Raw genomic sequence first — 26,579 nt, 5'->3', positions numbered from 1 at the left:
TCGGACATGAACGCTGTTGTGGAAACCAAGGCTCAATTGCAAGCACGTCACGAAGCATTGCGTATCGGCGGCGAAAAAATCTTTCGCGACGAAGTGATCGAAGTGCGTAACCCGTACGACGGCACGCTCGTCGGCACGGTTCCGAAGGCGACAATCGAAGACGTGCGACGCGCGTTCGAATTCGCGCGCGCCTATCGTCCGGCATTGACCCGCTATGAGCGCGCGGCGATCCTGCGGCGCGCCGCTGAAGCAGTGCGCGCGCGCACGGAAGAAATCGCCGCGCTCATCACCGCGGAAGCGGGCTTGTGCAAGAAAGACTCGATCTACGAAGCCGGCCGCGTCGCCGACGTGCTGGTTTTCGGCGCGGGCGAGGTGTTGAAAGACGACGGCCAGATCTTTTCGTGCGACCTCACGCCTCACGGCAAGAAACGGCGCGTCTACACGCAACGGGATCCGCTGCTTGGCGTGATTTCCGCTATTACTCCGTTCAACCATCCGATGAATCAGGTCGCGCACAAGATCGTGCCGTCGATTGCGACGAACAATCGTATTGTCGTGAAACCGTCGGAGAAAGTGCCGCTGTCATGCTACCTGCTCGCCGATATTCTCTATGAAGCAGGCTTGCCGGTGCAGATGTTGCAAGTGCTGACTGGCGACCCGCGCGTGATCGCCGACGAATTGATCACGAACCCGGCCGTCGATCTCATTACGTTCACCGGCGGCGTCTCGATCGGCAAATCCATTGCTTCGCGAATGGGCTACCGCCGCGCGGTGCTCGAACTCGGCGGCAACGACCCAATCATCGTGATGGAAGACGCCGATCTGGACGAAGCCAGCTCACTCGCCGTATCGGGCTCTTACAAGAATTCGGGCCAACGATGCACGGCCATCAAACGCATGCTGGTGCACGAAGCGGTTGCCGACCGTTTTACCGACCTGGTCGTGGACAAGACCCGTGCGTGGAAATATGGCAATCCCGCGGATGGTTCGGTGGACATGGGAACGGTTATCGACGAGGCTGCCGCTCGATTCTGCGAGCGCCAGGTCAACGATGCTTTGTCGCGCGGCGCCCGTCTGCTTGCGGGCAACTGCCGCGAGGGCGCGCTTTATTCGCCGACCGTCGTCGATCGCGTCACGCCCGACATGCCGCTCGTCAAACACGAGACATTCGGCCCCGTGTCGCCAATCATGCGCTTTTCCAACATCGACGAAGCGATCCGTATGTCCAACTGCACCGACTACGCGCTGTCGTCGTCGATCTGCACGAACCGCTTCGACTACATTACGCGCTTCATCACCGAATTGGAGGTAGGCAGCGTGAATGTGCGCGAAGTGCCGGGTTACCGGCTCGAGCTCACACCGTTCGGCGGCGTAAAGGATTCGGGGCTTGGCTACAAGGAAGGCGTGCAGGAGGCCATGAAGAGTTTCACCAACACGAAGACCTACTCGCTGCCATGGTGAGTGCAAGGCGCTAATGCGTCTGTCGCGACGAATTGTCTCTGACCGCAGATGGCCTGCATAACGGTGGCTGCGGGCAGGGACATTCGTCGATTCTGTGGCGGGAAATATGCGGCCTCAGTCGCCTGAAGACCGTGCGTGATTCCAGGCGTCAAGCAGGCGTACGCCACGATCTCAACCAACATCTCCTCACGCGCGAGGCCCGCCACCCCAAATGATGCTCGATTTGGCAACGGCGCCGCGAAATGCCGCCGATACTCCGCTCCACGCCAGCTCGAATGCGAGAACACAGCCCGCGAGGCCCGCGCACGAAGTTTTTGCAGGCTGCGCGCCGCCTGCCTGGACGCGCAGGCGCGAGGGTGTATGCCTCCTGCCGCGTTGCGCCGAGAAGCGCGCCGATCGCTTCCATGCCGTCGAAGCCGATTGCCTGCAACCACACCGCCGCTTGTGCCGCATCCTCATAGTCGCCTTGTGCCCAGCCACTGCCTTCCAACTCGCTACGGCACAGCGCGTTCAATTCATTAAGCGCCATTTTCATGTTGATGCGCCTCCTTTCTCGTTGCCGGCGAAGCAAAAAAGCTCGTCGAGCACTACGAACGCGCGATCAGCCGGTTCACCGCGCGTTATCCGGGCATCCAGCTTCATGTCGAAGACGGCACGGCTGCTTATATCCACGATCGGGTACGCTCCGGCGCGATCGATTTCGGCATTGCCGGAGAACCCGGGTTTGAATCGGAGCTGAATTTCACGTCGCCGATCGCCGATGTGATGCGCCTGGTCGTGAATACCGGCCACGCGCTTTTCCGGCAACGCCGGATCAAATGGAGCGATCTGTCGGGATACCGGATGATCGGCAACGGCACGATGCGCACTTGCCTTCGGCGGGTCGCGAGGCAGCAGCGAAGCAGGACGAGATCTTCATTGCCAACACGACCACACTGCTGGCCGCGGTGGAAGGCGGCGTGGGGCTCACGGTGCTGCCCTACCTCGCGAAGCAACGCTATCGCGATACGCTGCGGTTCATTCCGCTCGACGCGCCGCGAATTGAACGTACCGTCGGATTCGTCGAGCTTGCGGGAAGATCGCTGAGCCCGGCCGCGGATGCGCGGCGGGCAAGCTTCGTGGAAGACCTCGATGCTTCACAGCTTCCAGAGCTGGTGCGCCGGCTCTCCTGATCGAGTCTGATTTTTCTAATTTCCCGCCGATGACAGCTCGATGCGCTTGCGCTGCAAAAACCGGCGCACGGAAGGATCGCGCTCAAGTCCAATCGCAAGATCGTACGCGCCGAGCGCTTCAGCCGTCGCGCCGGCGCGCGCGAGCAGATCGGCGCGCGCGGCCCAGTACGGCTGGTAGTCGGCCAGACGCGGATCGTTGGCATACGGCTCGAGCGCATCGAGCGCCGCCCGCGGGCCGTCCCGTTCCGCCAGCGCGAGCGCGCGGTTCACCGCGACCACCGGCGACGCCGCAATCGCGAACAGCGCATCGTAGATCTGCACGATCTCGTCCCAGTTCGCGCGATGCGTGCGGCAACGGTGCACATGCGCCGACTGCAGCGCGGCCTCCAGTTGAAAGCGTCCGATTGCGTTGAATGCGCTGGCGCGCCGCAGCAATGCGTCGGCGGCGTCGAGCATCGGCGCGTTCCATGTCGCCGGATCCTGAGCCGACAGCGGCACATAGTCGCCGGCTGCATCGCGTCGCGAGTCGCAACGCGCCTGCGCATAGAGCATGAGCGCGAGCAAACCCAGCGTTTCCGGCTCCTCGGGCAGCAGTTCGACGAGCAGGTGGGCAAGAAACAGCGCCTCGCCCGTGAGATCGCGCCTCTCAGTATCGCGGCCGAGCGGGTCGGTCCACCCTTCCGCATAGGCCGCGTAGACCGCCTCCAGCACCGCGGCGAGCCGGTCCGGCAACTCTTCGCGCTCGGGCACGCTGAACGGAATGCCCGCCGCGCGGATCTTGTTCTTCGCCCGCACGAGGCGTTTGCTCATCGCGGCGGGCGACATCAGGAACGCGGAGGCAATCGTCTTCGCTTCGAGCCCCAGCACGACTTGCAGCATCAGCGGCGTGCGGATCGCGGCTTCGAGCGCGGGGTGCGTGCACGCGAACAGCAGCGCGAGCCGCCGGTCGGGCAACGCGCCTGCTTCACGCTCGTCGATCTCGTCGGCGAGGATCGTGAGCTGGTTCGTCACTTCGTCGCCGACGCGGCGATGCCGCGCGCCGTCGATCGCCCGGCGGCGCGCGACCGTCATCAGCCACGCTTCGGGGTTCGCGGGACAGCCCCGCTCCGGCCAGTCGGCGAGCGCGGCCGCAAACGCGTCGGCCAGCGCGTCCTCGGCTGCGGCGACGTCGCGCGTGCGCATTGCCAGCAGCGCGACGAGCTTGCCGTAACTGCGGCGGGCGACCGCCTCGGCGATCGAACGCGCGGCGCCGTCAGCGTTCACTGCCGCAGCCATGCCGGCTCATGCAACAGAGGGCGCTTCGTACGGGGCTGTCCAGACCGGGCGCACTTCCATGAGGCCGTGCGCCGCGCCGGGACAACGCGACGCCCACGCGATCGCCGCGTCCAGGTTGGGCACGTCGATCAGGTAGTAGCCGGCAAGCTGCTCCTTCGAATCGGAAAACGGTCCGTCGAGCACTTGCGGCTTGCCGTCGACGAGCCGCACCGTGGTCGCCGTGTTCGTGTGCTGCAGCCGGTTGGCGCCGACCAGCACGTCCGCTTTTTTTAACGATTCGGTGTACGCCTGATACGCGGCGACGCCCTGCTGCCGCTCGCTGGCGCTCAGCTGGTTCCAGCCGTTTTCTTCCGAATAGATCATCAACAGGTATTGCATGTGAGCCTCCGTCATGGGGTTGAGGCGGGTAAATCAATCAGGCCGCCATCACAATGACGCGCGGGCCGCATGCTGACGGACAGGAGGCCGCGAAAAAAGTCGGACGGCGATACATGGTCGAGGCTAATCAGCCTCGCGCAGCGCATGGAGATTGTCCAGTGCTTCGGCGAGGCAAGCAGCAAATGCATGGCAGGTTCCGCTGACCGGATCGGATTCGAGCGATGCTATGCCGGTCTCGAAGCTGATCGTCGGCACGAATGGCCTCATGACGAACTGTTCCGTGTCGCAACATTGCGCGATCAACCGGTTGACGATCGCCGCGCCGACCCCGCGCGCCGCCATCGCACATGCCACGCTCACCGAATGGACCTCCGCGACCACGTTGGGCGTTACCCGCGCGCTGCGGAATGCCGAGTCCACTTCATGGCGCAGCGCGCTCTGACGCCATAGCAGCACGAGCGGCACGCCGTCCAGATCGCGCGGGGAAACGGTTGCGTTGCCGGCGAGCGGATGCGAGCTTGGTATCACGCACACCGATTCGCTTTTGAAGCGCCACTTCACGGCAAAGCCGGACAGGCGCGTCGGCAATCGCACGAACGCCAGATCGACCTCGCGGCTCAGCAATGCGCGCTCCGAAGCGTCGTAAGTACCCGAGAACACTTCCAATACCGCGTCGCGATGCGTTTCGTAGAAATGCTGCATGACAGCGGGCAGCAGAAACTGGGCAAAGGTATTCGGAACCATGATGCGCACGAGCTTGCGCTGTGTGCCTGCCAGCCGCAATTGCTGCGCATGCCGTTCCAGGCAGCGCGCCGCCTCGACGATCGTTTCCACCTCCTGCACGAGCGCGTCACCTTCGCGCGTCGGCGTCAGGCGGCCCTGTTCGCGCACGAACAGGTTCAGGCCAAGATCCTCCTCCAACTGGCTCAGCAGACGACTCACCGCCGACTGCGAACAGCCCAGCCGCTGCGCGGCCGCCGTCGTCGTATGCAGCGCTGAAATCGCCGCAAAAGCTTCGAGTTGCTTGAGGTTCATCGCAGGTTCCGCATAGGGGTATGTGGATTCGACATAAGGTTGCGGACAGTTTTTTGCCGTCGAATGATCGGGGCGTTGCATGAGCCCGGTGCCGCTTGCGCCGTACCCCCCGCATTTTCATCATTTGAGGTTTCACACGCAATGATCGCCTTCATCATCCGGCGGCTCATCCAGAGCATCGGCGTATTGCTGCTCACGTCGGTGCTCGTCTTCTGCGGCGTGTTCGCCATCGGCGACCCGATCGCGATTCTCGTCCCGGCCGACGCGACCCCGGCCGAAATCGCCCAGGCCGTGCAATCGCTCGGACTCGACCGGCCGCTCTGGCAACAGTATCTGCATTTCATCGGGCGAGCACTGCACGGCGATCTCGGTCGCTCGTTCGTGTTCAACCAGCCGTCGATCCAGCTGATTCTCGAACGCCTGCCGGCAACGCTGGAACTGGCGTGCGTGGCGTTGGTGCTGGCGCTGATAGTCGGTCTGCCGCTCGGCCTGATCGCCGGGCTGAAGGCGGGATCGGTGCTCGATCGCACGGTGATGACGGGCTCGATCCTCGGCTTCAGCCTGCCGAACTTCTGGCAAGGCATCATGCTCGTGCTGATCTTTTCGGTCACGCTGGGCTGGCTGCCGTCGGCCGGCCGCGGCCAACCCGGCATTCTGCTCGGCATCCACACCAGCCTCGCGACGTGGGACGGCCTGCGGCACCTGCTGCTGCCCGCGCTGAACCTGTCGCTCTTCAAGATGTCGCTCGTCACGCGCCTCACGCGCGCCGGCGTGCGCGAAACGCTGCCGCTCGACTACGTGAAGTTCGCCCGTGCCAAAGGCCTGCGCGAGCGGCGCGTGATCTTCGTGCATGTCCTGAAGAACATTCTGATTCCCATCGTCACGGTAGTCGGCATGGAATTCGGTTCGTTGATCGCCTTCGCTACCGTGACCGAGACGATCTTCGCGTGGCCTGGTGTCGGCAAACTGATCATCGACAGCATCACCAAGCTCGACCGTCCGGTGATCGTTGCGTATCTGCTGATCGTGGTCGCGATGTTCACGCTGCTCAACCTGCTCGTCGATATCGTCTATTCGCTACTCGATCCGCGCGTGCGGCTGGAGGCGGTATGAGACATAGCGCCACCGTTTTTGCATGGCGGCCTGACCGCAATACCACGTCGGGCATCGTGCTGCGCAGTCTGTTCGGCAACCCGGCCGTCGCCGTGGCGACTTGCGTATGTCTTCTGCTCGTCGCGATCGCGCTGCTCGCGCCGTGGATCGCGCCGCAGAATCCGTACGATCTCGCCGCGCTCAATCTCGTCGATGGCCGCCTCCAGCCCGGCGCACGAGGCGTGAACGGTCACCTGTATCTGCTCGGCAGCGATGCGCTCGGGCGCGACATGTTCGCCGCCATGATGTACGGACTGCGCATCAGCCTCGGCGTAGGCCTGCTGAGCGGCGTCTTCGCGATGTCGCTCGGCACGACGCTTGGCCTCGTAGCCGCGTACTTCGGAGGTCGCGTCGACACGCTCGTGATGCGCGCCGTCGATCTGATGCTCGGCTTTCCGACGATCCTCGTCGCGCTGATGATGCTCGCCATTCTCGGCCAGGGTGTCGACAAGGTGATCCTCGCGCTGGTGGTCGTGCAGTGGGCGTATTTCGCACGCACCGTGCGGGCCGTCGCCGCCGTCGAACGCCGCAAGGAATATATGGAGGCCGCGTTTTGCCTCGGCCTGAGCCATCGGCGCGCGCTGTTCAGCCAGTTGCTGCCGAACTGCCTGCCGCCCGTCATCGTGATTGCCCTCGTACAGATTGCCGCCGCCATTTCAGCCGAAGCGACTTTGAGCTTTCTCGGCATCGGCCTGCCGGTCACGCAACCCTCGCTCGGTCTGCTGATCGCAAACGGCTATCAGCAATTGATCGCGGGTTTCTACTGGATCAGTGTCTTTCCCGGCCTGTTGCTGCTCGTGCTGGTGTTCAGCATGAATATCGTCGGCGACAGTCTGCGCGAAGCATTGAACCCGCGTTTGCAGAAATAGGATTTCGCATGTCCACCCCTACCCTGTCCGTGCAGAATTTGCGCACGCATTTCTTTACCGGCGGCGGCGTCGCGAAAGCCGTCGACGACGCCAGTTTCGATGTCGCGCCAGGCGAGATCGTCGGCCTTGTCGGCGAATCCGGCTCCGGCAAATCGATTACGGGCTTCTCCGTGCTCGGGCTGATCGACGCGCCGGGACGCATTGTCGGCGGCCGCGTGCTATTCAAAGGCGAAGACCTGACCACACTCACGCCTGAAGCGCTGCGCCGCTTGCGCGGCAATCGCATCGCGATGATCTTCCAGGATCCGATGATGACGCTGAACCCGGTTCTGCGCATCGACACGCAGATGATCGAGGCGGTCCAGGCCCACACCCGCATATCGAAACACGCAGCGCGGCAACGGGCGCGCGACGCCTTGGCGTCGGTCGGCATTCCTTCGCCGGACGAACGCTTGCGCGCGTATCCGCATCAGTTGTCGGGCGGCATGCGGCAGCGTGTGGCGATTGCGATCGCGCTGCTGCACGACCCGGAACTGATTATCGCCGACGAGCCGACCACCGCGCTCGACGTCACGATTCAGGCGCAGATCCTCGCGGAAATGCAGAAGCTGTGCGCCCGTTCGCATACCGCCATGGTGTGGGTCAGCCATGATCTCGCCGTGGTCGCGGGGCTGGCGGACCGCATTTGCGTGATGTACGCCGGCCGGGTCGTCGAAACGGGCAGCGTCGACGAGATTCTGGAACGACCGCGCCACCCGTACACCATCGGGCTGATCGACTCCTTGCCTGAAAAAGCCCGGCGCGGCGAGTCGCTCAAGCAGATTCCGGGCATCGCGCCGAGCGCGCTCAAGCTGCCGGTGGGCTGCGCGTTCGCGCCGCGCTGTGCGTACGCCACTTCGTTGTGCCGCAGCGCCGAGCCTCCCGTCACCGGCGAGGGCACGCACCTGTTCCGCTGTTTCCATCCCCGTTCCGGAGCGCCCGCATGAACGCACCCCATGTCATGGCGCCGCTGGTCGAAGTCGACCACGTGTCGCGCCGCTTCGTCCGACACCTGAACTACGCCGAGCGGATCGCCGGCTGGCTTGGCGCCCGCGCTGAGGAACAGATCGTCCATGCCGTCGATGACGTCAGCCTGACGATTCATCGCGGCGAAGTGGTCGGTCTGGTCGGCGAATCCGGCTGTGGAAAATCGACCCTCGGCCGGATGCTGGCCGGGATCGGCGCGCCGTCGAGCGGCTCGATCCGCACAATCGAGAAGACCGCCGAGCCATCGGCGCCGGGCAGCGAGCATGACGGCACTCGCGCTGGACAGCGCACTCCGCGTCACCGGCTCGCCACCCAGATGATTTTCCAGGACCCGCTGTCCTCTCTCAATCCGCGCAAGCGGGTGCGCGACATTATTGGCGAGGCGCCGCTCGTGCACGGCATCGTCGAGCGCAAACAGCTGGACGCTTATGTCGTCGACGTGATGGAGCGCGTCGGCCTGAATCCGGATTTCCGCGAACGCTTCCCACATCAGTTTTCCGGCGGCCAACGTCAGCGCATCGGAATCGGCCGCGCCCTGGCGGTGAAGCCGGATTTCCTGATCTGCGACGAATCGATCGCGGCACTCGACGTGTCGATCCAGGCGCAGATCATCAATCTCTTCATGCAACTGCGCCGCGATCTCGGTCTCACGTACCTGTTCATCAGCCACGATCTGGGCGTCGTCGAGCACATCAGCGATCGCGTCGCCATCATGTATCTCGGCCGTATCGTCGAAACCGCGCCGACCGTCGAACTGTTCGCCAATCCGCAGCATCCGTACACGATCGCGCTGCTTGCGCAGGTGCCGCGCCTGTCGAATCGCAAACGGCAGTTCGAGTCGATTCAAGGTGAGATTCCGTCGCCGCTCGCGCCGCCCGATGGTTGTCACTTCCATCCACGCTGCCCGCACGCGACCCAGCGTTGCCGCACAGAGCGGCCTCTGTTGCGCCAGAGTGGCGCCACCCATCAGGTCGCGTGTCATCTGGTGGAGGTGCGATGAACACGACGATTTCATCCATGCGCCGACGCGGCCGCATGCGCACGGCGGCAATCGCGCTCGCGTGCGCACTGAGCTTTGTCGGCGCGGCCACCGGCGCGCAGGCGCGCTCGCTGACGATGGCGCTCGCGTCCGAGCCGCAGTCACTCGATCCGCTGTTCTCGCGCACGCAGAACAATATGCAAACCGCCGAGAACATGTTCGAGCGGCTGATCGAACAGGACGACAACCTGCAGGTCCGGCCCGGCCTCGCGGTGTCGTGGCGCGCGGTCGATCCGCTCACGTGGGAATTCCATCTGCGCCCGCACGTGCGCTTCTCGGACGGCTCGACAATGACCGCCGACGACGTCGCGTATTCACTGCGCCGTGCGCGCTCCGTGCCGAACAGCCCCGCGCCGTATTCGGGCGCGGTCGCGAACATCGAGCGCATCGAGGTCGTCGATCCGCTGACGCTGCGCATTGTGACGAAGACGCCTTCACCCGCGTTCGTCGAGCAGATCGGGCTCGTGTATATCGTGTCGCAGCACGCGAGCGCGGGCCACGCGAGCAATGACTACCGCCTGCCCGCTGTCGCCGTCGGCACCGGTCCGTATCGTCTCGCGCGCTGGATTCCCGGCGACCGTCTCGAACTCGTGCGCAATGACTACTACTGGGGCAAGCGGCCTGTTTTCGACACCTGCACCATCCGCTTCGTATCGAACGACGCCGCGCGACTGTCGGCCTTGTTGTCGGGCTCCGTCGATCTGATCGACAACGTACCGCCGGTCACGATCGGCCGCCTGCGCCGCGAACGAAACGTGACGCTCTTTTCCGGTCCGTCCGCACGGCTCATCTATCTCGCACTGGATTCGTCGCGCGACGCTTCCCCGTTTGTCACCGCCGCCGACGGTTCGGCGATCGCGCGCAATCCGCTGCGCGACGTGCGCGTGCGCGAAGCCATCTCGAAGATGATCGACCGCGATGCGATCACGCAGCATCTGCTGAACGGCGCCGGACTGCCGGCTGCGCAAATCGTGCCGCCCGGCATGGGCGGCTATGACCCGCAGCTGCAGCCGGACCGGTACGACCCCGTCGGCGCGCAACGCCTGCTGGTCGCGGCCGGCTATCCGAACGGCTTCCGGCTAACGATCCATTCGTCGAACGATCGCTTCGCGAGCGACGGCGATCTCGGCCAGGCGCTCGGCCAGATGCTCGCGCGCGGCGGCATCGCCGTGAACGATGTCGTCACGCAGCCGTACAACGTGTATGCAGGCGCTGCCGCAAGGCGCAGCTACAGTGCGTTCGTCTTCAGTTTCGGCAATACGACGAGCGATTCCGCGATTGGGCTCACCAACGTGCTCGAAAGCTATTCACGTGAGCGCGGCACGGGCGCCTTCAACCGCACTCGCTATTCGAACCCGACGCTCGACCGGCTGCTGCGCGAAGCCGCCGCGACCTTCGATCCGGCGAGGCGCGACCAGTTGCTGCAACAGGCCGCGCACGCGGGCTTCAGCGATTACGGCATCGTGCCGCTCTATTTCCCTGTGGACTACTGGGCGGCACGCAACGGCGTGATTTTCCATCCGAATAAGTCTGAACGCACCTCGCTGCTTTTCATCGAGACCCAACCATGACCGACGCTTTTTCCCGCAGCGGGGCGCTTTCCGCTGATTCGACGCTCAACCCGTTTGGCGACGTCATGGTGCCGATGCGCGACGGCGTGCGGCTCGCCACCGACGTGTACTTCCCCGCCGGTTACCGCGTGGGCATCGACGCGCCGCTGCCCACGATTCTCGAACGCACGCCGTATGGCAAATCCGATATCTCGCGTTCGGAAATCCATCACGGCGAGCCACCCGCGAATCGCGCCGACGTGGCCCGCTATTTCGCCGCGCGCGGTTACGCCGTGGTGCTGCAGGACTGCCGGGGGCGCTATAACTCCGAAGGCACGTTCACGAAATACATCGCTGAAGGGCCGGACGGCTTCGACACGATCGAATGGATCACGCAACAACGCTGGTCGAACGGCAAGGTAGGCACGATGGGGCTCTCGTACGCGGCCCACACGCAGCTTGCCGCCGCCTGCCTGAATCCGCCGGGACTAGCGTGCATGGTGCTGGACTCCGGCGGTTTCGCCAACGGCTATCGCTGCGGCATTCGCCAGGGCGGCACCTTCGAACTGAAGCAGGCGACGTGGGCCTTCAACCGCGCAAAGAACAGCACCGCGGCCGCCGAAAATCCGCTGGTTGCGGCGGCGCTGAATGCGAGCGATCTGCGTCAATGGTTTGCGCGGATGCCGTGGCGGCCCGGTCACTCGCCGCTGGCTGCGGTGCCGGAATACGAGCGCTATCTGTTCGAACAATGGACGCACGACGTGTTCGACGACTACTGGAAACAGCCAGGCATCTATGCCGAAGGCTATTACGACACCATGACGCGCGTGCCGACGGTGCTGATGTCGAGTTGGTACGACGCTTATGTGCGCAGCACACTCGATAATTTCGCCGCGTTATCCGGCATGCCCGGCGCTCCGGCGTATCTGATCATGGGTCCGTGGCTGCACGGCGACCGCAACGTGTCATACAGCGGCGACGTTGAATTCGGACCCGACGCGGTGATCGAAGGTCAGATTGCGAAAGACTGGCTGGCGTTCCGCGCCGACTGGTTCGACCGCTGGCTGCAACCGAACAGCGCGTCGAACGGGGCAGGCGATGCCGTCGCACGTATCTTCGTGATGGGCGGCGGCAGTGGCGCGCGTAATCCGCAGGGCCGCATGGAGCACGGCGGACGCTGGGTCAAGTCAGCGCAATGGCCGTTGCCCGGCACGCGCCCCACGCCGTTTTATCTTGCCGGGGACGGCTCGCTTTCGGCATCGAATGACGCTTTGCAGGCGGCGCCTGCGGCGACCTCGTATTCGTTCGATCCGTCCAATCCGGTGCCGACGATCGGCGGCGCGCTAACCTCGGGCGCGCCGGTTTTCGAAGGCGGCGCGTTCGACCAGCGCGAGGACGCGCGCTTCTTCGGCACGCGGCACATGGGTATGCCGCTCTCGGCACGCCCGGATGTTCTCGTGTTTCAGACGGAGCCGCTCGAAGCAGACGTCGCCGTGATTGGGCCGATTGTCGTGAAGCTGTGGATTTCGTCCGATGCGCCCGACACCGACTTCACCGCAAAGCTGATCGACGTCTATCCGCCAAATGCCGATTACCCGCACGGCTACGCGATGAACCTGACCGACGGCATTTTCCGCTGCCGCTTTCACGAATCGTGGACCGAGCCGCGTGCCCTGGAAGAAGGCCGCGTCTACGCGATCGAAATCGAACCGTTCGCCACGGCCAATCTGTTCAGACGCGGCCATCGCATCCGCCTCGATGTGTCGAGCAGCAATTTCCCGCACTTCGACGTCAACCCGAATAGCGGCGAGGCGCCCGCGCTGGCGCGCACACCACGCGTCGCGGTGAACCGTGTGCATTTCGGCGCGGATCAAGCGTCGCACGTCGTACTGCCGCTCGTCCCGGTGGCTTCGCTCGAAGCCATGCAGCCGAACCCGGCGGATAGCCGCAAAACCGGCTAGCAGCGCCTCCGCTCCACCCCGTTCCAGGTCATTGAGGCGTCGCGTTCAGCGCGACGTCCGAGGCCTCTTTTTGCCCGGATTTTCTGCGATAGGCCGGAAGCGCCCAGACCCAGGCGCGAGCGCTTCCGTTCGTCGCACGCCGATTTTTCAACAGTAAGACCCACTCCAAGAGGACAAGCACCATGCGCAAACAGACACTACCGGCGACGCTGCTCGCCATCGGCGGCATCAGCGGCATCGGCCTGTCGGCCGGCGCGGCACACGCACAGTCGAGCGTGACGCTGTATGGCATCGCCGACGGTGGTTTCACCTACACCAGCAATCAGGGCGGCAAGTCGAACTATCAGGCGACGGCCGGCAGCGAACAGGGTTCGCGCTGGGGCCTGCTCGGCAGCGAAGACCTTGGCGGCGGCAACCGCGCGGTCTTCCGGCTCGAGAACGGCTTCAATCTGATGAACGGCACGGCCAGCGCGAATGGACGCATCTTCGGGCGACAAGCGTGGGTCGGTTTGTCGAGCGATCGCTACGGCACGTTGACGTTCGGCCGTCAGTACAACGCGTCGCAAGATTCGCTGGAACCGCTGCAACTCGCCGCTGACACCGTGCAGTACGGCACGCATCCATTCGACGTCGACGATATCAACAACACGTTTCGCACCGACAACTCGATCAAATACGTGACGCCGACCTTCTACGGTCTGCAGATCAACACCATGTACGCGCTGTCGGGAAATGCCGGCAATTTCGCAACGAACCGCTCGTACAGCGTCGGCGCGAGCTACGCGAACGGTCCATGGCATCTTGGCGCGGCCTACGTGATGCTCGATCATCCCGCCACCGACACGACCGGCGCGATTCCCTCCGACAACTACTTCACTTTCCTGAAGGGCATCAGCAAGCAGCGCATTTACGGCGCGGGCGGACTGTACGACATCGGCAATGCAAGCGTCGGCTTGATGTACACCAACACACGTTTCGAGCTGACACCCGCGAGCCAGTACCAGACCTACCAGAATGCCGAGGCGAGCCTGCGCTACCGCATTTCGCCGGCCGTGCATGCGGCGATTGGCGAGACCTATACGAACGTATCGACGAACGGGAAGGTGGACTCGTGGCACTACTGGCAGACGACCGCGGGGGTTCAGTACTTCCTGTCGAAGTCGACCGACGTCTATATCGACTTGCTGTACCAGCGCGCCACGAACGCGGTCGCGCAGATCGAGGGGGCATCAGGCCCGTCCAGCAGCGGCACGCAGTTTATTGCCGTCACGGGCATCCGTCATAAGTTCTGAGCGTCGGCGAACGCCGGGAAATCTATCGCACTCGCGCATGCCGGCGCGCTGATGACCGGCGGCGCGGCGTCAGATCAACACATTCTTCGCGGCGCCGCCGAAGCAGGCCACGCTGAAGTGATCGAGTTGCCGATCGAACCACGCTTGTCCCCGATGGACATCTGGTCACGCTGCGCATCGCGGAAGCCGCCGTCGATCGTAAGTTGGAATATCTCGCTCACTCTCGACGCTCGAACCTGGGCTGGCAGCCATACTGCATTGCGATCCAGATCCAACAGTACGGGGTGGACCGTCGGATACGAACCGACCACTTCCGACTGCGCGCGCTGCAAGCACCCGGCCGCGATCCGTGTAACGCCTACGGTCGAGCAGTTACGAGACGTGGGCCGGTGTGATGCCGAGATTGGCGCGACATGTGCTTTGGATCTGCTAGCGGCACCGCGACCGCTATGTCGGCCAAATTTTTCTGTCGACTCACCTTTTATGGAGAACTGCAATGAATACGCTTGTGATTCGTGACCTACCTGATGTCGAAGTGCTAGATCGCGTCGCCATGTCCGCCATCACGGGCGGCAAACTCGACCAACGCCTGGAGGTCTACATCCAGAACGTCTATCAATACACACATGATTGGGCTGGCGGCGCGCGCCCAATTCCGAAGTTTTGATCACGACGGCCAATCCGCCCTCCGTGCCGTCTACGACGATACGCGGCGGTCGCCCGGTGCGCAGCCCGCATGCGCGTCGACTACCGACGCCAACCCAATTCCAGAAGTAAGCCATCAAGGCACTTGCAATCGACCGACGGCCTGCGCAGTCATGGGCTCGCACGTTCGCGCTATCGCCGACCCGGCTTTGCGCGGTGTCCATCCGTCAGCGCCTCCACCAGCGCACGGACGCGCGCGGCGCGCACTCGCGATCCCGGCAACACCAGGTTCACGGCCAGCGGCGTCGGCCGACATCGCGGCAGCAGTTCAACCAGCGCGCCTTCGGCAAGATACGGCTGCGCGTAGAACTGGGGCATCTGCGCGATGCCGATGCCGAGCACTGCCGCCTCCGCGAGCGCCTCGCCATGGCTGATGCGAAAAGGTGTGTTGGGCGTGAAGGTCACCGGCTTGCCTTTCTCGACAAATTCGAGCGGCCTGTCGCGGCCGTGGGTCGGCAGGCGGAACACAATAACGGTGTGATGCGCCAGATCGTGAGTTGCACGGATGGACTGGTGCGTGGAGAGATATGCCGGGCTTGCGCACAACACCAGAGGCTGTTCGTCGATCTTGTGCGCGATCAGCGACGAATCTTCGAGTTGACCGAAGCGGACAACCGCGTCGAGCCCTTCGTCAAGCAGGCTGACACGCCCATCGGATAGCCGCAGATCGAATTCGAGCGCCGGATGACGCTCGCGTAGCCGTGCCAGCAAAGGCAGCACGATGCGCACGCCGTAACCGATCGGCGCGCCAATCCGCAGCACGCCTGCGGGCTCGTCTGATTCGCCGAGCGACGTCAGATCGAGCGCGTCGATTTGCGCCACGAGCAACTCGCACTTCGCGTAGAGGGCGCGGCCCTCTTCGGTGAGCGTCAGCGCGCGTGTAGTGCGATGAAAGAGGCGACCGCCCAAGTCCTTCTCGAGACGCGCGACGCTTTTGGCCACAGACGATGGCGCGAGCCCGAGCTCTCGCGCGGCCTGCGCGAAGCTTCCATATCGTGCGACGGCTGAGAAATTGAGGAACTGGCTGAGATTTTTCATCGATAGATTCACGACATCGTGTCGTCAGAGTCGCGGCATGGCGGCGACCCCATGTGAGTCGACGCGCCGTTATAGTCTTATCACGTCGACGCAAACACGATCTGGAACAGGCGTCACGCAGCCCTATTCCTTCGGAGAAAACAGTGACCGCGCGTGATACAGACATCTTAACCGGAACCGTCGGCTACGACTTCGGCGGCTCCCATACGCGCATCCTGGTGTCCGGCGCCCAAACGGCGGACGCATATTGTGTGCTCGAAATGGCTTCGCCCGCTGGCCGCGCTACCCCGATGCATCATCATGACAACGAAGACGAGACGCTGGTCATGCTCGAAGGCGAGTTGCAGACCATCAGCGATGAAAAAACGCAAACGTTGCGCGCCGGGGCATCCTTCACGTTCGGGCGTGGCATGCGGCATCGGCTGGTGAACACCGGCACGCAAACCGCGCGCTACCTGGTGATCTGCGCGCCGGCCGGCTTCGACCGCTTCGTGCAGGCTTGCGCGGAACCGCTAGCGGCGCTGGCCGAAACGCGGGAACCCGATGACGCCTTCAAGGCACGCATGCGCGATGCAGCGGCGCGCTTCGGTATTACGCTACACGCGCCAACTGCGGCCTCCGTCTGAAACAGGTCTGCCGTGCAGCAGACCCTGCAGCCATCTGAGTTCTTTCATCGCTTTGGCTAACTGCGAAGTGGGCGGCCCGGCATCTCCAGTCTTCACCGCAGCCATACTGCTTTTCTCGTATTTTTCTGCGACACCCAGATACCCGGTTTGGTCGCCTTGCCTGTTTCACGTCAATGAACCGACTTTGGAGCGATCGAACGACGCCGTGGATTGCACTACATCGAACCGCGAACTTGAGACGATCGCGGCAATGTTCGAGACGGCGTGGCATCCACGCCGCAAAGCGCCGTCGATACTCTTGCCGGAGTTGGACGCAAAGATCGGCGTGCGCGTCTTCGCGGCACAGTTCGGGATCGTGTATCAATTGCCTCCACGACCTGTTGGATGTCTATCGCGATAGAGGACTGCCGTTCGGACTTCTCACACGGCCACGACCGCTTGCGGCGCGCGACGGGCGCTCGTTCACTTCCGACGAAACTATTAAACAGTCACGCTCAATTGATTTTTTATACTCGCGCTGAGGTTATTGGCCTTGTTAGATGCATGTCACCACTCCATTAAATGACATGCAATTAACCAGACCTGCCCCTGCTGACACGAGTCAACGCGTGGACCAGTTAGCGCAATCCCTCACGTTCGCGCGCATCGCAGAGTGCATCTGCAGCGCCTGCTCAGTGTATCCTCGGCATTCAGCCGACGCGCGGTATCGGCTACGCGTTTCATGGACACCTCGAATACATCTGCCATCGACAAACGCGTCGCACGTAATCGCGAACTACAAGGCGAATCTAACCTGTTCGATCTCTGAACCCTCTCCCATTCAATATTCCACCGCCCTCCATGACAGAACCGCGACTCATCGAAATCACGCGCGCCGGGCACGGCGTGGACATCGACCTCGTCTATGCCACCGAGCGCAACCTGACCGGCAAGCCCATCTACAAGGAGGCCCACTGCCTGCTGCTCGAACCAGCCGAAGCCGCTTTGCGCAAGGCAGTCACGATTGCCCGCGAGGCCGGCCTGACGCTGCGGATTTTCGACGCCTACCGTCCACCCCAGGCGCAGCAGGTGCTATGGGATTTCCTGCCGGACCCCACCTACATCGCCGAGCTTGGCCGTGGTTCGAACCATAGCCGCGGCACGGCGATCGACCTGACTCTCCTCGATGCCGGCGGCAACGAACTCGACATGGGCACAGGCTTCGATGCCATGACAATCGAATCCGAGCACTTCCATCCGGGCCTACCCGAGCACGTGCAGCGCAACCGCCTGCTACTGCTCGGCCTCATGCTCGCCGCGGGCTTCGCCCACATCAAGAACGAATGGTGGCATTACGAGTTGCCTGGCTCCCGCGCGCTGCCCGTGATCGACAACAGTGAAAGCGGCCCGTTGCGTCTCATGTAGTGGCTTTCGATTTCCGCGTCCGTTGTTCCCCGGCAGGCTCTAACCCATTCCTTATGGAGCGAGTATGAAACTGGTATTGCGCAATGCACTGGCAGCGGCGGCGATCGCCTCCGCCTTGACGCTGTCGTTCACGGCGACGAGCCCCGCTGCGGCGGCAACGCCGAAAGACATGTTCGTCATGGCGACGTTCCTCGACGAATTCACCACGCTCGATCCGGGCGAAGTCTACGAGCTGGTGCCCGAAGAATATGTGGCCAATACCTATGACCGGCTGGTGCGAGTCGATCTGAAAGACCCGTCTAAGTTCAACGGCGATGTTGCGCAATCATGGACCGTCAGCCCCGACGGTCTGACCTTCACGTTCAAGATCCGCCCAGGTCTCAAGTTCCACTCGGGCAATCCGTTGACCGCCGACGACGTCGCCTGGTCGATCCAGCGCACGGTGCTGCTCGACAAAGGCGCGGCCGCCGTGCTGCAAGGCATCGGCCTGACCCGTGACAACGCGCTCAGCAACGTGAAAAAGATCGACGACACAACGGTCAGTGTGACGACCGACCAGAAATACGCCCCCACGTTTGTCCTGAACGTGCTCGGCGCGTGGCCTGCGTCGGTGGTGGACAAGCAGTTGCTGCTCTCGCACCAGAAAGGCAATGACTTCGGCAACGACTGGCTGCGCACGAACGAGGCGGGCTCCGGCGCCTACAAGCTCGTCAAGTGGACGGCCAACGACAGCATCGTGCTGCAGCGCTTCGACGGTTATCGCTTGCCGCTCGCGATGAAGCGCATTGTGTTGCGTCATGTGCCGGAAGCATCGAGCCAGCGCCTGCTGCTCGAGAACGGCGACGTCGATGTGGCGCGCAATCTGAGCCCGGACGATCTCGCCGCACTGACAAAGTCCGGCAAGGCGCATGTGAGCGCCGTGCCGCAGGCGACGCTTCTGTACCTCGGCCTCAACGTCAAGAATCCGAACCTGGCAAAGCCGGAAGTCCAGGAAGCGATGAAGTGGCTGATCGACTATAACGGCATCCAGAGCAATGTCGCGAAGACCACTTACAAGGTGCACGAAACGTTCCTGCCGGAAGGCTTTCTCGGCGTGCTGAACTCGAATCCTTACCAGCAGAACGTCGCAAAGGCCAAGGCGTTGCTGGCAAAAGCCGGGCTTCCAAACGGCTTCTCCGTGACGATGGACGTGCGCAACGGCTACCCGTACGGTGAAATCGCCGAGGCCGTGCAGGCCAATCTCGCCCAGGCCGGCATCAAGGTGCAAATCATCCCGGGCGACAACAAACAGACGCTCGCGAAGTACCGCTCGCGCTCGCACGACATCTATATCGGCGAATGGTCGGCGGACTACATCGACCCGCACAGCAATGCGCAGGGCTTCACCTGGAATCCGGACAACTCCGACAAGTCGGCCTACAAGATGCTCGCGTGGCGCAACTCGTGGAATATTCCCGATCTGACGAAGGAAACCAACGCGGCGCTCGCCGAATCGTCGACCACCAAACGCGCCGAGCTATACCAGACGATGCAGAAGCAGGTGCTTGCGAACTCGCCCTTCGTGATCATGTTTCAACAGGTCTCGCAGGTCGCCGCGCGGCCGGGCGTGACCGGGCTCGAAGTGGGTCCGATCAATGATCTCGTGTCGTATCGCGACCTGAAGAAGCAGTAGCGTATGGGGCGAAGGCGAAACTGTTCTGGCTTCGCCTTCGACCGGGGAACCCATCATGTCGACTTCTCTCACGACTTTCGAGCGCATGCGCGCGCTTTCGGCTGAAAACGCCGGCGTGCGCTGGACCTTGCGCCTCGCGCGCTGGATCTTCACGCTCGTGATTACCTTCACCGGCTTGCTGGCGGTCACGTTCGTGATCGGCCGCAAAATCCCGATCGACCCGGTACTGGCGATTCTCGGCGACCGCGCTTCGGCGGCGGCCTACGCGGCAGCACGCCTGCAGCTCGGGCTCGACAAGCCGCTTACCGTGCAATTCCTGGTCTACGCGCGCGACGTGCTGCATGGAAACTTCGGCATGTCGCTGCTGACCGCGCACCCTGTGGTCGAAGACATCCAGCGCGTGTTCCCCGCGACGCTCGAACTTGCGACCCTCTCGACCCTCATCGGTGTGCTGATAGGCGTGCCGCTGGGCGTAATCGCCGCCGTGCGCCACAACCGCTGGATCGATCATGTCGCGCGCTTTGTCGGTCTTGTCGGCAGCTCTGTGCCGGTCTTCTGGCTTGGACTCATGGGGCTGCTGTTGTTTTACGCGAAGCTGCACTGGGTGGCCGGTCCGGGGCGCCTCGATCCCGTATTCGACGGTATGGTCGATACGCATACGGGCAGCCTGCTGGTCGATTCACTCATCGCGGGCGAATGGGACGTGTTTTTCAATGCGTTCTCCCATATCGCGCTGCCCGCGGCCATTCTCGGCTACTACTCGGTCGCTTATCTGAGCCGGATGACGCGTTCGTTCATGCTCGAGCAGCTAAGCCAGGAGTACATCACCACGGCGCGCGCAAAAGGCTTGCCCGAGCGCCGGGTGATCTGGCGTCACGCCTTCGGCAATATCGCCGTGCCGCTTCTGACCATCATCGCGCTCACGTACAGCTATCTGCTAGAAGGTTCGGTGCTGACCGAAATCGTCTTCGCCTGGCCCGGGATCGGCTCGTATCTGACGGGAGCGCTGCTGAATGCCGATATGAACGCCGTGCTTGGCAGCACGCTCGTCATCGGCGTCACGTTCATCGCGCTCAATCTGCTGACCGACGCGCTCTATCGCGTATTCGATCCGCGCGCCCGCTGATGCTCCGGAGGTTTCTTCCGTGCTTCCCCCATTGGATGAATCAACGCAAACGCAGGACTGGCCGATGAATGCCACGCCCCGACGCTGGAAAGACTGGCTGCTGAGCGACACGCCCGCGTCACGCAAACAGGCCGCGCTCGGGCTCGCTTATCGGCGCTGGCGACGCTTCGCGGGCAATCCGCTGTCTGTGTTCGGCTTTGTGATTCTCGCGTTGCTGATCATCGTCGCGGCGATCGGACCACTGATCGCGCCGCACGATCCGTTGCAGCAAGTCCTCTCCGACCGCCTGCTGCCGCCGGGTTCGCCGTCGCACTGGTTCGGCACCGACCAGCTTGGCCGCGACATCCTCTCGCGGCTCATCTACGGTTCGCGGCTCACGCTTTCGATCGCGATTCTCGTCGTGGTGATCGTGGTTCCAGTCGGCCTCCTGATCGGCACCACGGCCGGCTTCTTTGGCGGCTGGGTCGATAACGTGCTGATGCGGATCACGGACGTAGCCCTGGCGTTTCCGAAGATCGTGCTCGCGCTCGCGTTCGCGGCCGCGCTGGGACCCGGTGTCATGAACGCCGTGATCGCGATTTCAATTACGGCATGGCCGGCCTATGCACGTCTCGCGCGGGCGGAGACTCTGCGGCTCGTGCAAGCCGATTTCATTCACGTCGCACGGTTGCAGGGCGCGTCGCGGCTGCGCATCCTGTTGCGCTATATCGTGCCGCTGTGCTCGTCGTCGGTGATCGTGCGCGCGACGCTCGATATGGCCGGCATCATTCTCACCGTCGCGGGTCTCGGGTTCCTCGGCCTCGGCGCACAACCGCCGAGTCCCGAATGGGGTTACATGGTCGCGTCGGGCCGCAACGTGCTGCTCGATTCGTGGTGGGTGGCCACCATTCCGGGCATTGCCATTCTGCTGGTGAGCCTCGCCTTCAATCTGCTCGGCGACGGTCTGCGCGACGTCTTCGATCCTCGCCATGGAAGCTGACATGCCAGCCGATATCACCGAACCCCTGTGTGAAATCGACGACCTGCGAATCGGTTTTCGCGGCCACGACGGCGAATTGACGGAAGCCGTGCGCGGCCTGTCGCTGACGCTCCATCGCGGCGAGCGGCTTGGCATTGTCGGCGAATCCGGTTCGGGCAAATCGCTGTCCGGACGCGCGCTGCTCGGCCTGCTGCCGCCTGCCGCGCAATGCCATGCGAAGGCGATGAAGTTCGATGGCCAGGATCTGCTGGCGATGTCGGCACGCAAGCGCCGGCAACTGTGCGGCCGGCAGATGGGCATGATCCTGCAGGATCCGAAATACTCGCTGAACCCGGTGATGACCGTCGCGCAGCAGATGCGCGAAGCGTTCGACCTGCACGGCCCGAAGCTCGGCCGCCGCGAGATGCGCGAGAAGATCATCGCGGCGCTGGCAGCGGTGCACATCCGCAATCCGGAACGTGTCGCCGATGCGTACCCGCACGAGTTGTCGGGCGGCATGGGACAACGCGTGATGATCGCCATGATGGTGTCGTCCGGCCCGCGACTCCTCGTCGCCGACGAGCCGACCAGCGCGCTCGACGTGCTCGTCTCGATGCAAGTGCTCGCGATTCTCGACGAAATGATCGAAAAGCACGACACGGGCCTCATTTTCATCAGCCACGACCTGCCGCTCGTCATGTCGTTCTGCGACCGCGTCGTCGTGATGTACGCGGGGCGCGTGGTGGAAACCTGTACGGCCCGCGATCTCATCCACGCCGAGCATCCTTATACGCGCGGCCTGCTCGCGGCGAATCCCCCGCTCGTCAATCCACCCGATGAACTGCCCGTGCTGAAACGGGACGCGGCGTGGCTCACGCAATCGACTGGAGCATCGGTATGATCGACGTCGACGCCCTGACGGTCCGCTTCAAGACGAAGACCGGTTACTTCGACGCAGTGCGCGAGGCGAGCTTCCACGTCGGCGAAGGAGAAGTTTTCGGGCTGGTCGGCGAATCCGGATCCGGCAAGTCGACGATCCTGCGCGCGCTGACCAGCCTCGCGCCCATCGCCGGCGGCAGTATGACGATCGGCTCCCATGTGCCCGGAGAAAAGATCAACCGCTCGTTTCGGCGCGACGTGCAGATGGTCTTTCAGGATCCGTACGGCGCACTGCATCCGCGTTTCACCGTCGATCAGACCTTGCGCGAACCGCTGACCATCAACGGCATCGACCGCCAGGACGAACGCATCGTCGACGCGTTAAACGAAGTCGGGTTGGGTCCGGCGTATCGCTTCCGCTATCCGCATCAGCTGTCGGGGGGCCAGCGGCAGCGCGTCTCGATCGCACGGGCGCTGATTGTCGAACCGCGCGTGCTGCTGCTCGATGAGCCGACGTCCGCGCTCGATGTGTCGGTGCAGGCCGAGATTCTTAACCTGCTGCGGCGGCTTCATCGCGAACGCAACCTGACGATGGTCCTCGTGAGCCACAACCTGGCGGTGGTCGGCTTTCTCTGCTCGCGCGTCGCGGTCATGCGTAATGGCGAAATCGTCGAGCAGTGCGACATCGCGTCCATTCGCGCGCAACAGGTCGAGCATGAGTACACGCGCCGCCTGCTGCTCGCGACGACGGGCTATCAGCGCGAGCCGGTTCAGGCGATCGGAGTGGACGCTGCGTTGTAAAGGCTCATGCAGGCGGCGGGCGTTGCGTCGAGTGGCGGGTCTGCACTGCACGGGGCCTGCCGTTCTGAGTCGAGTTACTCCTTGGATCAGCCATGAACGTCATGGGGACCAGGTTTCATAGAATGCCTACGACACTTCGATAATGACTTTGAGCGCATGCGTTTCAGCCGCACGGCCAAAGGTATCATAGGCATTGGCCACGTCCTCGAGCTGAAAGCGGTGGGTAATGAGCTGCGCGGGATCGATGCGCTTCGCGCGGACAGTCTTGAGCAACATCGGTGTGCTGACGGTGTCGACCAGACGCGTCGTGATCGAGATGTTGCGGTCCCACAGTTTCTCCAGGTGCAGATCGGCCTTGACCCCATGCACGCCGACATTCGCGATGACGCCGCCGGGCGCGATCAATGCCTCGCACAATTCGAACGTCGCGGGTACGCCTACAGCCTCGATCGCGCAATCGACACCCGTCTGGTCCGTCAGTTGCATCACGGCGGCCACGGGATCGGCACTGCCGATGTCGATGCAGGCCGTGGCGCCGAAGCGGCTGGCAACGTCGAGACGGTTGCGGTCACGGTCGATCATCACGATCTGCGCCGGCGAATAGAACTGCGCGGTCAGGAGCGCGGCGAGACCGATCGGGCCCGCGCCGACAATCGCCACCGTGCAACCCGGCTGCACCTTGCCGTTCAGCACGCCGCATTCGAAGCCGGTGGGCAGGATGTCCGAGAGCATGACGAGCGCTTCCTCATCGGCGCCGGCGGGAATCGGGTACAGACTGGTCTCGGCGTGCGGAATGCGCACGTACTCGGCCTGCGTCCCGTCGATCCTGTTACCCAGAATCCAGCCCCCTGTCGTGCAGTGCGAATAGATCCCGCGCCGACAGTAGTCGCATTTGCCGCACGAAGAGATGCACGAGATCAGCACTCTATCGCCAGGCTTGAACGCGGAAACGGCCGCGCCGACCTCCTGGACGACGCCGACGCCCTCATGCCCGAGAATGCGCCCAGGCTCGCAAGTCAGCACGTCTCCTTTCAGGATGTGCAGATCGGTGCCGCAAATCGTGGTGCGCGTCATCTTGACGATCGCATCGCCAGGTGCGGCGAGCCTGGGGATCGGCCGTTCATCGAGCGATTTGTTGCCGGGACCGTGATACACGAGCGCTTTCATGTCATGCCTCCGTTGGACGAAACAGAACTGGTGCATGACTGAATGTAGGCCGGCTGACGTAGTCTCGCTTGACATGCATCAAGCGTCGAGCCTGCCGATCATCACTGCGCCGTTGCCCGTGGAACGTGCAGTTCGTCCGCTAGAAGGGGAGAGGAAAATGAAAATGACTTTGTTGGCGCGGCGGAAACCGTCACCGGCTCAAGGCATCTGCTTGTGATGGGCGCGTACGCGCAATACGCGCGTTCAGGAACGACTGCTCGGCGGCGACGCGTCAGAGCACGCTGGCAATATCTCGCCGTAGGCGTCGATGGGTTCGCGCAAACCTGTTCTCACTTGTTTCGCGCCGGATGGCGCGGCGGCCCTGCTTAGGGCAGCATCCGTTGCAGCACCTGGTCTTTCAGAACGAAGCGATGGAACAATGCCGCGACCACATGCAGACCAATAAGTGTGAAGAGCACCCATGCGAGGATGCCGTGCACATCACCCATCTCGTGGCCGAAAGCCGAGCCCGGCTCACTCAACGCGGGGTATGGCACGACGCCCAGCAGGCGGACCGTCCAGCCACGCGAAGATGCGTTGATCCAGCCAAGCAGGGGCACGGCCAGCAAGGCTGCATAGAGCAGAAAATGCGTAATGCGCGAGACTGTGTTGAGCAACGGCGGCAAATCTTCCGGACTTGGCCAGTGGGTCAATCGCCATAGAACCCTGACGAGCATAACGGCGATGAGTGCCGAGCCGACGCCGAGATGCCAGGCTATCAGGCCGACGGGCTGCGTGTCTTTGTGGACATCGGGCATCGTCCAGCCAATCACAAACTGCATCGCGATCAGGACGGCCGTTAACCAGTGCAGCGTCCGCGCTACTGCGTCATATGCGGGAAGCCGCGTTTCATAGACCTTACCCATCCGTGCTCCTCGATTCGCCCAGAAATTGATTGGATTGACGACGCGCGCGGCCAGAAACGCTCAAATCGACAGCCGGAAAATACACCGCCCAAACGAACCGATACTAACGACCTCACCTTAAGGAAACCTGATGCGAGCAGAGCCGCCGTGCGGTTTTAACGTCGGCTTTTCGGCCGCTGTGCGCTAGAGCCCGCTAGATGCCCGGCATGACCGGATAAGGCTCGGTGTGATCCTCCACGCGCTTGACGCCGGGTATGGTTTGCGCCGCCACACGAACCGCCTCGACGGCTTCCAACGAATGGAAGATGCCCCACAGATGCACGACTCCATCTGTGACGACGATATTGCGTCCGGCGAAGCTCCACTTGCGACCCGCGAGTTCGCCCATCAACATCGCGCGGATCTCGCCGTCGGAAAGCGCCACATCCGATACCGGTTCATCCGGTACGCTCGCCAGCGCCTGGACGAGATTGGCCCGGCTCACGATGCCCACGAGCCGCCCCGCATTCGTCACGGGCACACGTTTAATGCGCCGCGTCTCGAGGATGCCGGCCACTTCACGGAGTTCCGTTTCGGGCTGAACGGCCACCACGTCGGTGGTCATCACATCGCGAACTTTCACCGCGTGGGTTTTGATGTAATCCCGTGCCTCCTCGCTTGCGGACCAGAAATCGAGCCATGAGCTTCGCGTGCGCTCGTCGGTGCCGATTTCAGTACGGCGGAGCAGATCGCCTTCGCTGATCATGCCGGCGACATGGCCGTCGTGATCCAGGACCGGCGCGCCGCTAATGCCGTTGTCGACAAAAACTCTGGCGACCTCTCGCACGGTCATTTCAGGTGTCACGGATATAACGTTGCTGGTCATGACGTCGGATGCGCGCATGGCAGGCTCCTGAACAGTTAGGATGATTGAATTCGTGGGACGTCCGTCTCGGCCGTCGGTATCCGGAAGCGCCAAGCCCCCCGTTGTGATTTGAGATTAGGTCGGTACGACGTCGTGTCGTTTGATATGGATCATCTCGAAGGGCGTTGCATGCACCTGTCGATCCGAACGCGGCTCAGATCAACCCGACGCCGGCCATTCGCCG

Annotated in this window: 24 protein-coding genes and 1 pseudogene; 17 read left to right on the top strand and 8 right to left on the bottom strand. The window is 63.1% G+C overall.

Features of this window, described 5'->3' with window-relative positions; translation table 11 throughout:
* Nucleotides 1-6 precede the first annotated feature (6 nt).
* Nucleotides 7-1,461, top strand: coding sequence for a phosphonoacetaldehyde dehydrogenase (phnY, locus tag ACFSNN_RS18730; protein WP_134462825.1), 1,455 nt, complete (start codon nt 7-9; stop codon nt 1,459-1,461).
* A 148-nt stretch (nt 1,462-1,609) separates the two neighbouring features.
* Here phnY and ACFSNN_RS18725 read toward each other — a convergent pair whose 3' ends face one another.
* Nucleotides 1,610-1,996, bottom strand: a complete 387-nt coding sequence (locus ACFSNN_RS18725) for a DUF3726 domain-containing protein (protein WP_208949569.1) — start codon at nt 1,994-1,996, stop codon at nt 1,610-1,612.
* A gap of 65 nt (nt 1,997-2,061) precedes the next feature.
* On the opposite strand from ACFSNN_RS18725, the pseudogene ACFSNN_RS18720 reads away from it, so the two are divergent.
* Nucleotides 2,062-2,633: pseudogene (locus tag ACFSNN_RS18720) on the top strand (LysR substrate-binding domain-containing protein).
* A 15-nt stretch (nt 2,634-2,648) separates the two neighbouring features.
* Here the strand turns inward: ACFSNN_RS18720 and ACFSNN_RS18715 are convergent.
* From ACFSNN_RS18715 to ACFSNN_RS18705, 3 genes are all read right to left on the bottom strand, one after another.
* Nucleotides 2,649-3,908: an RNA polymerase sigma factor gene (locus ACFSNN_RS18715; RefSeq protein WP_134462821.1), complete on the bottom strand. Its 1,260-nt coding sequence runs from the start codon at nt 3,906-3,908 to the stop codon at nt 2,649-2,651.
* A 6-nt stretch (nt 3,909-3,914) separates the two neighbouring features.
* Nucleotides 3,915-4,286 carry a YciI family protein gene (locus ACFSNN_RS18710; RefSeq protein ID WP_134462819.1) on the bottom strand — a complete coding sequence of 124 codons (372 nt, stop codon included), beginning with the start codon at nt 4,284-4,286 and terminating at the stop codon, nt 3,915-3,917.
* A gap of 123 nt (nt 4,287-4,409) precedes the next feature.
* Entirely contained in the window at nt 4,410-5,321 is a 912-nt protein-coding gene (locus tag ACFSNN_RS18705) for a LysR family transcriptional regulator (RefSeq protein ID WP_134462817.1), read from the bottom strand.
* A 141-nt stretch (nt 5,322-5,462) separates the two neighbouring features.
* Here ACFSNN_RS18705 and ACFSNN_RS18700 point away from each other — a divergent pair, with 141 nt between their 5' ends.
* From ACFSNN_RS18700 to ACFSNN_RS18665, 8 genes are all read left to right on the top strand, one after another.
* Nucleotides 5,463-6,434 carry an ABC transporter permease gene (locus ACFSNN_RS18700; protein ID WP_134462815.1) on the top strand — a complete coding sequence of 324 codons (972 nt, stop codon included), beginning with the start codon at nt 5,463-5,465 and terminating at the stop codon, nt 6,432-6,434.
* Complete coding sequence (locus tag ACFSNN_RS18695) at nt 6,431-7,342, top strand: ABC transporter permease (RefSeq protein WP_134462813.1); 912 nt, start codon at nt 6,431-6,433, stop codon at nt 7,340-7,342. Before ACFSNN_RS18700 ends, ACFSNN_RS18695 begins: the two co-directional genes overlap by 4 nt.
* 8 nt (nt 7,343-7,350) lie before the next feature.
* Nucleotides 7,351-8,328 (top strand): ABC transporter ATP-binding protein, encoded by a 978-nt coding sequence (locus ACFSNN_RS18690; protein WP_134462811.1) that lies wholly within the window; start codon nt 7,351-7,353, stop codon nt 8,326-8,328.
* Nucleotides 8,325-9,368 (top strand): ABC transporter ATP-binding protein, encoded by a 1,044-nt coding sequence (locus tag ACFSNN_RS18685; RefSeq protein WP_134462809.1) that lies wholly within the window; start codon nt 8,325-8,327, stop codon nt 9,366-9,368. Before ACFSNN_RS18690 ends, ACFSNN_RS18685 begins: the two co-directional genes overlap by 4 nt.
* Complete coding sequence (locus ACFSNN_RS18680) at nt 9,365-10,978, top strand: ABC transporter substrate-binding protein (protein ID WP_134462807.1); 1,614 nt, start codon at nt 9,365-9,367, stop codon at nt 10,976-10,978. The genes ACFSNN_RS18685 and ACFSNN_RS18680 overlap by 4 nt, the downstream gene beginning before the upstream one ends.
* Nucleotides 10,975-12,918 (top strand): CocE/NonD family hydrolase, encoded by a 1,944-nt coding sequence (locus ACFSNN_RS18675; protein ID WP_208949568.1) that lies wholly within the window; start codon nt 10,975-10,977, stop codon nt 12,916-12,918. Before ACFSNN_RS18680 ends, ACFSNN_RS18675 begins: the two co-directional genes overlap by 4 nt.
* Nucleotides 12,919-13,100: 182 nt before the next feature.
* Entirely contained in the window at nt 13,101-14,210 is a 1,110-nt protein-coding gene (locus tag ACFSNN_RS18670; RefSeq protein ID WP_134462805.1) for a porin, read from the top strand.
* 496 nt (nt 14,211-14,706) lie between these two features.
* Entirely contained in the window at nt 14,707-14,877 is a 171-nt protein-coding gene (locus ACFSNN_RS18665; RefSeq protein WP_166799352.1) for a hypothetical protein, read from the top strand.
* 170 nt (nt 14,878-15,047) lie between these two features.
* Here ACFSNN_RS18665 and ACFSNN_RS18660 read toward each other — a convergent pair whose 3' ends face one another.
* Nucleotides 15,048-15,953, bottom strand: a complete 906-nt coding sequence (locus ACFSNN_RS18660; RefSeq protein WP_134462803.1) for a LysR family transcriptional regulator — start codon at nt 15,951-15,953, stop codon at nt 15,048-15,050.
* 143 nt (nt 15,954-16,096) lie between these two features.
* On the opposite strand from ACFSNN_RS18660, the gene ACFSNN_RS18655 reads away from it, so the two are divergent.
* The 7 genes from ACFSNN_RS18655 (at nt 16,097) to ACFSNN_RS18625 (ending at nt 23,419) form a co-directional block, all read left to right on the top strand.
* Nucleotides 16,097-16,579: a cupin domain-containing protein gene (locus ACFSNN_RS18655; protein WP_134462801.1), complete on the top strand. Its 483-nt coding sequence runs from the start codon at nt 16,097-16,099 to the stop codon at nt 16,577-16,579.
* A gap of 840 nt (nt 16,580-17,419) precedes the next feature.
* Entirely contained in the window at nt 17,420-17,983 is a 564-nt protein-coding gene (gene ddpX / locus ACFSNN_RS18650) for a D-alanyl-D-alanine dipeptidase (protein ID WP_134462799.1), read from the top strand.
* A 64-nt stretch (nt 17,984-18,047) separates the two neighbouring features.
* The gene (locus tag ACFSNN_RS18645) at nt 18,048-19,655 is read left to right on the top strand and encodes an ABC transporter substrate-binding protein (RefSeq protein WP_134462797.1); all 1,608 of its coding nucleotides are present in this window, start codon (nt 18,048-18,050) and stop codon (nt 19,653-19,655) included.
* Between the two features lie 55 nt (nt 19,656-19,710).
* Nucleotides 19,711-20,781 carry an ABC transporter permease gene (locus ACFSNN_RS18640; RefSeq protein WP_134462795.1) on the top strand — a complete coding sequence of 357 codons (1,071 nt, stop codon included), beginning with the start codon at nt 19,711-19,713 and terminating at the stop codon, nt 20,779-20,781.
* Nucleotides 20,782-20,845: 64 nt separating this feature from the next.
* Complete coding sequence (nikC, locus tag ACFSNN_RS18635) at nt 20,846-21,760, top strand: nickel transporter permease (RefSeq protein WP_134462793.1); 915 nt, start codon at nt 20,846-20,848, stop codon at nt 21,758-21,760.
* A gap of 1 nt (nt 21,761) precedes the next feature.
* Nucleotides 21,762-22,640, top strand: a complete 879-nt coding sequence (locus ACFSNN_RS18630) for an ABC transporter ATP-binding protein (RefSeq protein ID WP_134462791.1) — start codon at nt 21,762-21,764, stop codon at nt 22,638-22,640.
* Nucleotides 22,637-23,419 (top strand): ABC transporter ATP-binding protein, encoded by a 783-nt coding sequence (locus tag ACFSNN_RS18625; protein ID WP_134462789.1) that lies wholly within the window; start codon nt 22,637-22,639, stop codon nt 23,417-23,419. The genes ACFSNN_RS18630 and ACFSNN_RS18625 overlap by 4 nt, the downstream gene beginning before the upstream one ends.
* A 126-nt stretch (nt 23,420-23,545) precedes the next feature.
* Here the strand turns inward: ACFSNN_RS18625 and ACFSNN_RS18620 are convergent, their stop codons facing one another.
* The 3 genes from ACFSNN_RS18620 to ACFSNN_RS18610 form a co-directional block, all read right to left on the bottom strand.
* On the bottom strand, nt 23,546-24,586 hold the full coding sequence (locus ACFSNN_RS18620; RefSeq protein WP_134462787.1) for a zinc-dependent alcohol dehydrogenase family protein: 1,041 nt from the start codon (nt 24,584-24,586) through the stop codon (nt 23,546-23,548).
* 365 nt (nt 24,587-24,951) lie between these two features.
* Nucleotides 24,952-25,491 (bottom strand): cytochrome b, encoded by a 540-nt coding sequence (locus ACFSNN_RS18615; protein ID WP_134462785.1) that lies wholly within the window; start codon nt 25,489-25,491, stop codon nt 24,952-24,954.
* 193 nt (nt 25,492-25,684) lie between these two features.
* A complete protein-coding gene (locus ACFSNN_RS18610; RefSeq protein WP_134462783.1) occupies nt 25,685-26,374 on the bottom strand; it encodes a CBS domain-containing protein in 690 nt (229 codons plus the stop codon).
* Nucleotides 26,375-26,579 lie beyond the last annotated feature (205 nt).

The sequence above is a fragment of the Paraburkholderia dipogonis genome, assembly GCF_042680985.1.
Classification (GTDB): Bacteria; Pseudomonadota; Gammaproteobacteria; order Burkholderiales; family Burkholderiaceae; genus Paraburkholderia; species Paraburkholderia phytofirmans.
This window is presented reverse-complemented; position numbering and strand designations above follow the sequence as displayed.

Excerpts from the sequence above, each read along its gene's own strand:
- phnY (WP_134462825.1), top strand. The coding sequence starts at position 7 with ATGAACGCTGTTGTGGAAACCAAGGCTCAATTGCAAGCACGTCACGAA.
- ACFSNN_RS18725 (WP_208949569.1), bottom strand. The coding sequence starts at position 1,996 with ATGAAAATGGCGCTTAATGAATTGAACGCGCTGTGCCGTAGCGAGTTG.
- ACFSNN_RS18715 (WP_134462821.1), bottom strand. The coding sequence starts at position 3,908 with ATGGCTGCGGCAGTGAACGCTGACGGCGCCGCGCGTTCGATCGCCGAG.
- ACFSNN_RS18710 (WP_134462819.1), bottom strand. The coding sequence starts at position 4,286 with ATGCAATACCTGTTGATGATCTATTCGGAAGAAAACGGCTGGAACCAG.
- ACFSNN_RS18705 (WP_134462817.1), bottom strand. The coding sequence starts at position 5,321 with ATGAACCTCAAGCAACTCGAAGCTTTTGCGGCGATTTCAGCGCTGCAT.
- ACFSNN_RS18700 (WP_134462815.1), top strand. The coding sequence starts at position 5,463 with ATGATCGCCTTCATCATCCGGCGGCTCATCCAGAGCATCGGCGTATTG.
- ACFSNN_RS18695 (WP_134462813.1), top strand. The coding sequence starts at position 6,431 with ATGAGACATAGCGCCACCGTTTTTGCATGGCGGCCTGACCGCAATACC.
- ACFSNN_RS18690 (WP_134462811.1), top strand. The coding sequence starts at position 7,351 with ATGTCCACCCCTACCCTGTCCGTGCAGAATTTGCGCACGCATTTCTTT.
- ACFSNN_RS18685 (WP_134462809.1), top strand. The coding sequence starts at position 8,325 with ATGAACGCACCCCATGTCATGGCGCCGCTGGTCGAAGTCGACCACGTG.
- ACFSNN_RS18680 (WP_134462807.1), top strand. The coding sequence starts at position 9,365 with ATGAACACGACGATTTCATCCATGCGCCGACGCGGCCGCATGCGCACG.
- ACFSNN_RS18675 (WP_208949568.1), top strand. The coding sequence starts at position 10,975 with ATGACCGACGCTTTTTCCCGCAGCGGGGCGCTTTCCGCTGATTCGACG.
- ACFSNN_RS18670 (WP_134462805.1), top strand. The coding sequence starts at position 13,101 with ATGCGCAAACAGACACTACCGGCGACGCTGCTCGCCATCGGCGGCATC.
- ACFSNN_RS18665 (WP_166799352.1), top strand. The coding sequence starts at position 14,707 with ATGAATACGCTTGTGATTCGTGACCTACCTGATGTCGAAGTGCTAGAT.
- ACFSNN_RS18660 (WP_134462803.1), bottom strand. The coding sequence starts at position 15,953 with ATGAAAAATCTCAGCCAGTTCCTCAATTTCTCAGCCGTCGCACGATAT.
- ddpX (WP_134462799.1), top strand. The coding sequence starts at position 17,420 with ATGACAGAACCGCGACTCATCGAAATCACGCGCGCCGGGCACGGCGTG.
- ACFSNN_RS18645 (WP_134462797.1), top strand. The coding sequence starts at position 18,048 with ATGAAACTGGTATTGCGCAATGCACTGGCAGCGGCGGCGATCGCCTCC.
- ACFSNN_RS18640 (WP_134462795.1), top strand. The coding sequence starts at position 19,711 with ATGTCGACTTCTCTCACGACTTTCGAGCGCATGCGCGCGCTTTCGGCT.
- nikC (WP_134462793.1), top strand. The coding sequence starts at position 20,846 with ATGAATGCCACGCCCCGACGCTGGAAAGACTGGCTGCTGAGCGACACG.
- ACFSNN_RS18630 (WP_134462791.1), top strand. The coding sequence starts at position 21,762 with ATGCCAGCCGATATCACCGAACCCCTGTGTGAAATCGACGACCTGCGA.
- ACFSNN_RS18625 (WP_134462789.1), top strand. The coding sequence starts at position 22,637 with ATGATCGACGTCGACGCCCTGACGGTCCGCTTCAAGACGAAGACCGGT.
- ACFSNN_RS18620 (WP_134462787.1), bottom strand. The coding sequence starts at position 24,586 with ATGAAAGCGCTCGTGTATCACGGTCCCGGCAACAAATCGCTCGATGAA.
- ACFSNN_RS18615 (WP_134462785.1), bottom strand. The coding sequence starts at position 25,491 with ATGGGTAAGGTCTATGAAACGCGGCTTCCCGCATATGACGCAGTAGCG.
- ACFSNN_RS18610 (WP_134462783.1), bottom strand. The coding sequence starts at position 26,374 with ATGCGCGCATCCGACGTCATGACCAGCAACGTTATATCCGTGACACCT.